Here is a 6,940-nt window from a genome sequence, read left to right as displayed (position 1 = left end):
AGTCTGGTCCAGACCATCGGCCGCGCCGCGCGCAATGCCGACGCCCGCGTCGTGCTCTATGCCGACCGGATCACCGGCTCGATGGAACGCGCCATGGAAGAGACCAGCCGCCGCCGCGAGAAACAGGTAGCCTACAATACCGAACACGGCATCACGCCGACCACGATCAAGCGCGCCGTGGCCGACATTCTCGGCGAACTCGGCGAGAAGAAGGACGGCGCCCCGAAAGCCCGCGGCCGCGGCAAGGACAAGGGCAAGTCACGCGGCGTCGCCGAAACAAAAGCCTTGCCACTTGCCGGAGAAACCGGGCACAACCTCAAAGCCGCCATTGCGGACCTGGAAAAACAAATGCGCGAAGCCGCCGCGAACCTCGAGTTCGAGGAAGCTGCGCGCCTCCGGGACGAGGTGAAGCGGTTGAGGGAAGAGGAGCTGGGGCTATGAACTCAAGCCGATCTTAGGTTCTAATTCTCCACCTTCTCTTTAGAAGACTCAATAATATCAGCTAAGACAATTTGATACACATTCCAAACGAGAGTCTTTAACTGAAGCACGGAATAGAGGAACGCAATAACTTGCATTGAATTGGCAATTAGGAATAAAACGCGCGCCGCTCTATTTTCACCCAATAGGGTTAGAAAGCTTTCCGAAAACGACCCCACCCAAAAGAATGTTGAGACCACCAAAAAAAATCCGAACACGAATAATGCGTACAAGAACGCAAAAAACATAAACTTAAATTCGCTGATGCCTCTCTTCCGGTTCTTAATTGACGCTAAAGCAATGAATACGGATTTATCGAACAAGCCAAGAATTATTGAGAAAGCTGCCGTGATAAAGCCAAGCAAGCTAGCATAGTAACCGATCACCAAGCCGGAAAATGCATGACAAAACTCCAGCTGCTTCTCCGCACCAGAGACATACTGAGGTAACCAAACGCCGCAAACAACCGGCACGATGACGGACAACAACAACAAAATCAGAACAATGGCGGTCTCTAACTTACCGCCGATGAGAGGGGCAGCTTTAAAGACAACCTCGTAGATCGAATCCTCAGATCCGATGTCTTTCTTCCAGTCAGAGATAAAATCAAACTTGGTCGTCATTGCCTTCAAACAAATTACGTATTCGCTCCCTCAGAGCTTCGGTTCCATTGCCGAGACTAACTTTTCCTTGTTGCCCCGCATCCATTAGCTTCGCCAACAGACTCTTTCCCTTTGCTTTAGCGTTAGCCGGAGGAACGGGCAAACGATCTGTCACGGCATAATCATTTTGGTTGCCTTTCAGCTTCGTTCCTTGCTCATCGATTCCAGAAACAGTTGTCGACTGGTTTCCGGAGCGACCCGCTCCTTCTATCGTTTCAATCGTGGCCTCCTTGTCGAGCCCCTCCTTCGATCTTGTTTCCAGTTTGGACTTCTTCCCACCTACGAATTCACGGTGGGCTTCTATCGCCTCAACCAAGTCGTATGCATCCTCTTCGTCGTTGCGCTCATGAACAACAATTGTAAGCCGATTGATTTTCTCAAATCTATCAATGAATGCACGAACATTATCGCCTCCAACCATCGTATTGATCTGCAACGTTGGTCGCGGGACTTCCGCCCGAATTGCCTTGAGAGTTTCACCCGTTTCCTTATGGCGCGCTCTAACGTAGCCTTCCCAAGCCCATTTCAAATGCATTCGAAGTGATGCTTGCAGAGAGTCAATATCAGGCGCAAAAGGCGTTTCCGCAAAATATATTAATCTGTGCCCCAACAATCTAAGCACAAAAAAAGCGCTTGGAGCAGACTCGATGCTTAGCTCATCCGGCGTCAATTCCCCTGTATTTTCATCAAAGATTTGGGTCCTGTGAAGCACCGTGCTTTTTACAAATCTACCAATGAGGCAGTAATCCGGATTGTCCGCAGAACCCAAGTTCTCAAGCCGAGAATCGATTATGTGAAAGCTAGTTGAGCCCCTCGAACGAAAATATTTATCGTTAATGAAAGCAGGAAGAACAATTTCCTGCAGATAGTCGATCATAGGCGACCGTCCTATCTTGCAGATAAAATTGGCATACAAAACATCTTTCTCTCTCACGTAACACCCTCCCTAAAAGTCCACTCAACTATCAACCTTTAGTGGCGAGACCATCTTCATACAACATTCCATTTTGGAACATATAAAGAACACTTCCCCGGGCTGCAAGCGTAGGGCAGGTTCAGGCGGTGCCGATACCCACCGTTCGGGTGTGCGGCGGGTGATGTTGGTGAGTACCGCGAAGCGCGGGTCCACCCTGTGGGGTTTTGCAATTTCCCACTTCATCCTTCGACTTCGCTCAGGATGAGTCCGCCTCTTGCGGCCCCTGCGCCGCGCTCATGCTGAGCGGGGCCTGCCCCGGTGAAGGCCGGGGTCGAAGCACGGGCGCTGGCTCGGCATCGTTCCGGCAGAAGCCCCCGGCCCTCGGGTGTTGGCGGGGGCACGGGAAGCAGAAGCCCGGCGCTTGCGCTTGGGCAGCCTACGCGGAAATTGCGGTGCGATTTCTGATCGCTATGGCTCCCCATGATACCCATACCCGTTCGCGTGGCACCATTGGATGAGGGTCGGGAGGGCGGCTTGTTCTGCCTTGAGGAAGCCGCCGACCTTTTCGGCGAGGGCGTGATAGCCCTGCAGGGTCAGCGTGGTGATTGCCTGGCGCAGCAGCGGGTGGAAATTGCGGAACCAGCCCATTGCCGCGAGCTGGAGGAGGAGTTCCGTCAGCTCCTGATCACTGCCCTCATCGTCCGGATCCACCGCCAGGACCACTTCGCGCGTAATGGCCAGCCGTTTCTGGAATGTGGCCGAGACCACCCAGGGCAGATGGTCTGGCGGCGTGTCCCCCTCCTCCCAACAGGCGCAGACCTGTAGCGCGGCGCGGTAGAGCGCGGCATTCATCTGCGCCTGCCGCATCTGCTGGCTGGCGGCCTCGGTCGCGGCGCGCACCGGGGCGGCAAAGCTCTGCAAACTGGTCAGGCGGCGGGCCGCGCGCATGTCCTGCTCCGCCTCCGGAATATATCCCGCCTCCAGCAGCGCGCCGACCCGGGCGCGGGCCAGCGTGATTTCCTCATCCGTCTGGCTGCGCGGCGTGAAGGGCTCATCGCTCTCTTCCTCGTCCTCCTCATCGCGCAAGATCGTGCGCCGCGCGGCCAGTTCCGCCTGCTGGCGAATATGGTCGGCCTCGTCCTGCGCCTTGGCGGCGGCGGCCTGACGGGCGGCAATGTCCTTGTGGCGAAAGCCATCTTCGCGCGCCCATTTGGTCAGCGTTGACCAGGGCAGGTCCAGCCGGCGGGCGATTTCCCGCATCGGCTCGCCCGCCTCTGCGGCCTCGTGGGCCAGATGGCGCAGGGCGGTCAGGCTCGCTGTCGTGCGGCGTTGGCGGTTGGAGGGGGTCGGCGCATCACTCATGCCGGGCAGACTGCCACGGGCGCGGCCCCATCGGATTGCGCCGGCGGCAAGGCCCGGCGCGGCGGCGATCCCGCCCCCAGAGGCAGGGGATAGCGACGCGCCCCTCCCCCATTGCCCGGACATGGCCCAGAGTTCTGGACCGGTTCTGGGCCAGTTCGGTACCATTTATGGACAGTTTATGGGCTCTTTATGGACCAGATTCGGGGCCCGAACTGCGCGCCTTATCCCCCGGTTACCGCGCCCGCTATCAGATACAGGATCACCGCAATCCCGCCCGTCACCAGCGCATAGGGCATCTGGGTACGGACATGGTCAATATGGTCACAGCCCGCCGCCAGGGAGGCGATGATCGTCGTGTCGGAAATCGGCGAGCAATGGTCGCCAAACACGCCGCCACCCAGCACCGCCGCCAGCACCAGCGAGGGCGGCAGGCCCAGCGCGGCGGCCAGCGGCATGGCGATGGGGATCATGATGCCATATGTGCCCCAGCTCGTGCCGGTCATGAAGGCGGTCACGCCCGCCACCACGAACAGAACCGCCGGCACGATGATGGGCGAGACAAATTGCGCCGCGACGCCTGACAGGAAGGCGCCCGTGCCGAGCACGCGGAGGCTGTCGCCTAGCGCAATCGACAGGAACAGGATCGTCACCACGGGCACCATTTCGGCAATGCCGGCAAAGCCCCGTTCCTGCAGTCCGCCCTTGGGAAAGGCCTTGCCCAGCGCCAGCAGCACGGCCGCGACCAGCATGGCCAGGCAGATCGCCCACAGGATCGACTGGCTGCCGCTGCCGGCCAATATGTTGCCGCCGCCCGTCCAGGCCATGAAACCCAGCGCGCCGAGGATCATCACGGCCAGCGGCAGCCACATATATATCGCGCGGGTCGGGGCGATGGGTTCCTCGTCTTCGGCCAGCACGTTGCGGCCCTGCCCGGCGGTCTTCATCGGGCCAAAGACGCGGCCTGTGAACACGGTGAAATAGACGCCGACCAGCGTCAGCAGGGCGTAGAAATTCCACGGGATCGTGCCCGCCACGACACCGATCGGGCTCTCGAAGCCGAACGGCTCGACCAGGCCGAGGGCGTAGGCGCCCCAGCCATTCAGCAGGATCAGTGTGCTCACCGGCGCCGACGTGGAGTCGATGATATAGGCCAGCCGCTCCCGGCTCAGCCCATGCGCGTCGAACAGGCGCTGGCCCAATACCCCACTGCTGAGCAGGCTGACATTGGTCTCCACAAAAATAACCGTCCCAGCAACCGCCGGCGCGAGCGCCGCGCGGCGCGGGGTGGAGGCAAGGCCGCGCTTCATCAGGCCACTGACCAGCGCCTCGACGCCGCCGGAATCGCGCATCCATGCGATCAACGCGCCGATCAGCAGGCAGAACAGCAAGACGCGCGTATTGCCTGTGCTCTCGAACACACCGACCGCACGGTCAATCGCGCCCAGCGCACCCATGCCGGGATGGAAGCTGGCGATCAGCGTCTCCGAAGCCAGCAAGGCGAGCCCCAGCGCAGCATAGACATTGCGCGTCACCAGCGCGACGAGGATCGCCAATACCGGCGGCAGTACAGTCAGGATTTCCAGGGCCCAGCCTCCTTGTGTGCAAGCCCCTCACCTAAGCGCATTCGCCGCCCGATGCCCAGCGCCCTGCGCGCATCGACAGGTGCAAGCCGGGATGTGACCAAGAAATGCGCGGATTCAGGCCGCTATCACAAAACTGTGAAATTCTCCTCAGAAGGGACTCGACTCATGCCCGTTTTTGGGGAATCATTTCGGTGAGCCAACGACATCCAGGCGGGAGCAGACCCGCTTCAGGAACGGTGGCAAGTACGTCGCCCTCGCAGGAAGGGCCAGGCCAGAAGCAAGGCTGTGAGAACAGCGGCGCAAAGGGGTTTGGAAGGACCGCGAGACAAAGCAGGCGATGTCTTCGACAGGGGAGCTAGACCCCGGAGCGAAGGGCTGTGAGGCGTGACCGGAGCGCGATCCGAAACACGTCACCAAAGGAAAATCCCTCGGGATTACCGGCGGTTAGGTCAGGACAGCGCGCAACTCGCCCGTGCGATTGCATGTCTGAAACTGATCCGGGAGACGGCCTTGGGCGCATGCCCGCTCGCAAGAATGTGGCGGCGACCAGACCGGATCCTGACAAAGGGTAAAAGAAAAGGCCCGCTTCCGCGAGCCTGATCTGGAACCCGGTGTCCATCGAGGACCGACAACGAGTGCATGCACAGTGTCTCGGTAGTCTGATTCGAAACACCAGAGAAGGTGTGATCGTCCGCGATCACACCTTTTTTGTGCCCGGTGAAATCCAATTTTCGCGCCTCAGGCGAACTCGCGCACAGTCATGCCCGCAACCTCCCCTGTCCTTCACGCGTAACTTCAGCGAACCCACCCAGAAACCCCGCTATACCCGAAAGGCCCCTTCACCATGCTCGCCCTGATCGAACCCGTCTTCGGCCTGATCGGCGCATGGGGTCTGTTCGCCGCCATCGCGCCGAAGTTGCGCACGGAAATCTGGTGGATGCGTGTCTGGGTCTATGGTCGTCTTCAAACCTGCCTTGTTCTTCTCGCTGCAGCAGCCCTCTACATCTCACTCTACCCTGCCGCCGAACTCGGCAATGCCAGCCTGCTGATGGCCTATGCCGTCGCCTTCCTCATCTGCGCCGCAGATATTCAGCCTTATCTACCGGGCCGCAAACGCGAACTGCGCCGCGCGAAAGCAGGTGCCAACGGTACGCCGCTCTCAATTCTGCTGATAAATGTGCTGCAGGAGAATGAGGACCACACCGCCGTCATTTCCCGCATTCGCGACAGCCATGCCGATGTCCTCTTCCTGTCAGAAACCAATGCGCGCTGGCGCGATGCATTGTCCGAGCTCGAAAAGGACTATCCCCACACCTACCTTTTGGACAAGGAAGACCATAACGGCCTTCTGTTCTATTCACGCTACCCGATCAATCAGGCCCAGGAACGCTATTTCTGTCAGGATCACGTGCCGTCACTCACGATGGACATCGACATGGCTGGTAGTGAGGTGCGTCTTTATTGCATCCACCCACGCCCGCCACGCCCCCGCGACGACACACAGCATCTTGATGACGAGTTGATGATCGTCGCCGATGAATTGCGCGAGCAGGAGCGACCCGCTCTGGTGATCGGCGATTTCAACGAAGTCGGCTGGTCCTGGATGGTACGGGAGTTCAAGCAACATGCCGGCCTTTGCGATCCCAAGCGTGGACGTGGTCTCTACAATTCCTATGGCGCGAAAAACCCTTTCCTGGCTTGGCCGCTGGACCACGCCTTTGTGACACGGGATTTCGACCTCGTGACCATCCGGCGCCTTCGCCCATGCGGATCAGATCACTATCCAATGCTTTATGGTTTTCAACTGCGGTCGGTTTGATTGGCATCCCTCTGATTACTGTGTAGGTTCTGCTTAACCATAAACAGGGGGATGGTGATGCGGCCAGTTACACTCACTATCAGCTTGATGGTCTTGGCGACCATCCTCGTCGGGTGCG

General features: G+C 59.0%; 6 protein-coding genes. 2 read left to right on the top strand and 4 right to left on the bottom strand.

Annotated elements, in window-relative coordinates; all coding sequences use genetic code 11:
* The coding region (locus B2P82_RS03295) for a UvrB/UvrC motif-containing protein (RefSeq protein ID WP_290495134.1) at positions 1 to 441 on the top strand (441 nt) is incomplete at its 5' end.
* Positions 442 to 461: 20 nt separating this feature from the next.
* On the opposite strand, the gene B2P82_RS03290 is transcribed toward B2P82_RS03295, so the two are convergent.
* From B2P82_RS03290 to B2P82_RS03275, 4 genes are all read right to left on the bottom strand, one after another.
* Entirely contained in the window at positions 462 to 1,103 is a 642-nt protein-coding gene (locus tag B2P82_RS03290) for a hypothetical protein (protein ID WP_290495132.1), read from the bottom strand.
* Positions 1,087 to 2,019 carry a hypothetical protein gene (locus tag B2P82_RS03285; protein ID WP_290495130.1) on the bottom strand — a complete coding sequence of 311 codons (933 nt, stop codon included), beginning with the start codon at positions 2,017 to 2,019 and terminating at the stop codon, positions 1,087 to 1,089. The genes B2P82_RS03290 and B2P82_RS03285 overlap by 17 nt, the downstream gene beginning before the upstream one ends.
* Positions 2,020 to 2,526: 507 nt before the next feature.
* Positions 2,527 to 3,543 carry a hypothetical protein gene (locus B2P82_RS03280; protein WP_290495129.1) on the bottom strand — a complete coding sequence of 339 codons (1,017 nt, stop codon included), beginning with the start codon at positions 3,541 to 3,543 and terminating at the stop codon, positions 2,527 to 2,529.
* 98 nt (positions 3,544 to 3,641) lie between these two features.
* Positions 3,642 to 4,952 carry a Na+/H+ antiporter NhaC family protein gene (locus B2P82_RS03275; protein ID WP_290495127.1) on the bottom strand — a complete coding sequence of 437 codons (1,311 nt, stop codon included), beginning with the start codon at positions 4,950 to 4,952 and terminating at the stop codon, positions 3,642 to 3,644.
* An 895-nt stretch (positions 4,953 to 5,847) separates the two neighbouring features.
* On the opposite strand from B2P82_RS03275, the gene B2P82_RS03270 reads away from it, so the two are divergent.
* Entirely contained in the window at positions 5,848 to 6,822 is a 975-nt protein-coding gene (locus B2P82_RS03270; protein WP_290495125.1) for an endonuclease/exonuclease/phosphatase family protein, read from the top strand.
* The last annotated feature ends 118 nt before the right edge of the window (positions 6,823 to 6,940 follow it).

This window comes from Hyphomonas sp. UBA4494, from assembly GCF_002388935.1.
Taxonomy (GTDB): Bacteria; Pseudomonadota; Alphaproteobacteria; order Caulobacterales; family Hyphomonadaceae; genus Hyphomonas.
Note: the sequence above shows the minus strand (reverse complement) of the source record. Positions and strands in the feature narration are given on the sequence as shown.

Bases quoted from the DNA above. Each gene is read 5' to 3' on its own strand.
- B2P82_RS03290 (WP_290495132.1), bottom strand. From the start codon at position 1,103: ATGACGACCAAGTTTGATTTTATCTCTGACTGGAAGAAAGACATCGGA.
- B2P82_RS03280 (WP_290495129.1), bottom strand. From the start codon at position 3,543: ATGTCCGGGCAATGGGGGAGGGGCGCGTCGCTATCCCCTGCCTCTGGG.
- B2P82_RS03285 (WP_290495130.1), bottom strand. From the start codon at position 2,019: ATGATCGACTATCTGCAGGAAATTGTTCTTCCTGCTTTCATTAACGAT.
- B2P82_RS03270 (WP_290495125.1), top strand. From the start codon at position 5,848: ATGCTCGCCCTGATCGAACCCGTCTTCGGCCTGATCGGCGCATGGGGT.